This window comes from Burkholderia sp. Tr-20355 (assembly GCF_017104685.1).
In the GTDB taxonomy this organism is placed as follows: Bacteria; Pseudomonadota; Gammaproteobacteria; order Burkholderiales; family Burkholderiaceae; genus Burkholderia; species Burkholderia seminalis.
The window spans coordinates 1-2048 of the sequence record NZ_JAAGPK010000345.1 but is presented as its reverse complement, the minus strand read 5'-3'; the positions used below and the strand labels follow the sequence as shown (position 1 = coordinate 2048).

General features: G+C 72.7%; 3 protein-coding genes. All 3 read right to left on the bottom strand.

Annotation, left to right across the window (positions count from 1 at the left end):
- A partial coding sequence (locus tag G3N62_RS35170; protein ID WP_206141530.1) for a cellulose synthase operon protein YhjQ/BcsQ occupies positions 1-375 on the bottom strand: 375 nt, incomplete at its 3' end.
- Positions 372-581, bottom strand: a complete 210-nt coding sequence (locus G3N62_RS35165) for a hypothetical protein (protein WP_034186734.1) — start codon at positions 579-581, stop codon at positions 372-374. The genes G3N62_RS35170 and G3N62_RS35165, both read right to left, overlap by 4 nt.
- Positions 578-2048: cellulose biosynthesis protein BcsE (gene bcsE / locus G3N62_RS35160; protein ID WP_206141529.1), on the bottom strand; the 1471-nt coding region annotated here is incomplete at its 5' end. The genes G3N62_RS35165 and bcsE, both read right to left, overlap by 4 nt.

Below are 2048 nucleotides of genomic sequence, written 5' to 3'. Positions count from 1 at the left end.
GTCCGCTCTCACCACGCCGTCGGCCGGCAGCGCGATCTCGTCCAGCGCGCGCGACAGCCATGCGGGATCCGCCGCGAGCCGCGCATCGCATGCGGCTGCGTCGGCCGCATCGACTTGCCCGTACGGCACGAACAGCACGCCGTCAGCATTGCGCCACGTGTGCGCGTGCCACGGTTCGGCGCCGCCGAGCACGCTTTGCGCGAGGCCGTGTTCGGCCAGCGTGTCGAGGCCGAGCGTCGCGCCCATCAGGTTCTGCGCATCGAATTCGACGGCGACGACCGGCCGGCCGCGGCGCGCGAGCAGCACCGCAAGTGCGGCGGCAAGCGTCGTGCGGCCCGCGCCGCCGGTCGTCGACGTAATGGCGATCGTCTTCATCGGGCCGCCTTGTCGCCGCCCTCGGCGCCGGGCAGCAACCGGCCGCGCAACGCGACCGGCACGAGCTCGCACGGCACGGCGTCGCGCCGGTCGATCCCGCGCGGCGCCTGAAAGCCGCGGCCGACGCCGAGGTGCTGGGCAATGATCCACACCGGCACCGCGATCACGATGCCGACGATGAAACCGATGACGAGTACGGCAATCATGCGCGCTCCTGCTTGCGCAGCGGCATCGCGCTGCGGGTAGCGCCGCGCGCACGCGCGGCGGGAATGACGGGATGCGGCGCCGGTGCGTCGACGGCATCGGGCGCCGGCGGCGCGCCGATCGCCTCGAGCGCGACGATCGCATCGATTGCATCGATCGCCTCGCTCGCCTCGGCGGGCGTCTCGCCGGGACCGGCATCCGCGAGCGGCGTGCGCGCGCCGTTGGCCGGGTGCGTCGCCGCGAACAAGTCGCTGTAGTCGGCGATCGGCGCGCGCCGGTTCTCGGCTTTCAGCGCATCGAGCTCGGTGTCGATGCTGCCCTTTCCGAGGCATACGACGCGATCGGACAGCGTGTCGACCGGCACGTCGAAGATCCGCGCGAGCGCATCGTCGGCGTCGGCCGGTTCGCACGCGAACAGGAACACGAACAGATGCCCGGGATCGGCCGTCACGACGTCGCCCGCCCGGCGCGGGCGGCAGTGCCGCAACGCATCGACGTGCGACACGCCCGGCAGCAGCGTGATCTTCGCGAGCGTGTGCGGGAGCGCGAGCACGGCGCCGCGATCGAGCACCGCGCGAATGCGCAGGCAGAACGCGCCGACCGGCAGATAGCCGAGCACCGAATCGCCGAGCGCGGCCGCGAGCGCCGCGCGATAGTCGGGTGCGACCGACCGCGCGTAGAGCTGGCCGCGCAGCGCGTGCACGGCCGCCTGCATCCGCGAGACCGGCAAGTCGCGCGCGACCACGCGGTTCGCGCCGACGCTCAGCACGAGCATCTCGAACTGCTGGCGCAGCACTTCGCCGCGCTCGACGACCGCGATCTTCAGCGCGCCGCCGCATTGCCGGCGCAATGCATGCACGTCCGCGCACAACGCCTCGAGCTGCGCATGCGAGCGGAACGCGAGCACCGCGGTCGCGGCTTGGGCACGGGCGCAGGCCGCGACGACGGCCGCGTTGTCTTCGACGATTTCCCAGTCGGCGGGCAGGCGATTCGTGCCGTCGAGCACCGCGCGGCTGACGATGACACGGTCCTCGTCGCTCGCGAGCTTCATCCGGTATGCCGGTTCGGTCGCGCCGCCGTCGATGCTCGCGGACAACCGGCCGCCGGGCGCGAAGCGCAGCGGCCGCACTTCACCGGCCGCGAGCGTGTCGCCCACGCGCCAGAAATCGACGATCCACAGCAGCTCGCCATGCGTGCGCTGCAACTGCGCGACGCCCGAGCAGATACCGTGGAAGCCGCTGCGCGGCGTGCGGTCCGCATCGCGCACGAGCGGCGCATCGTCGGTGCGCGCGTCGTCGCCCGCCCGCGCGGCCTCCGGGTCGAGCAGCAGCACGAGCGCGAGGCGGTGCGTACGGCACCAGTCGGCCAGTGCGCGGGCTTCATCCGCGAGCGCGACCGGATCGTCCCAGCTGAACCAGCGCTGGGCGCCTTCCACGAAATACAGCGAACGCGCGCGAAAACCGTAGCGA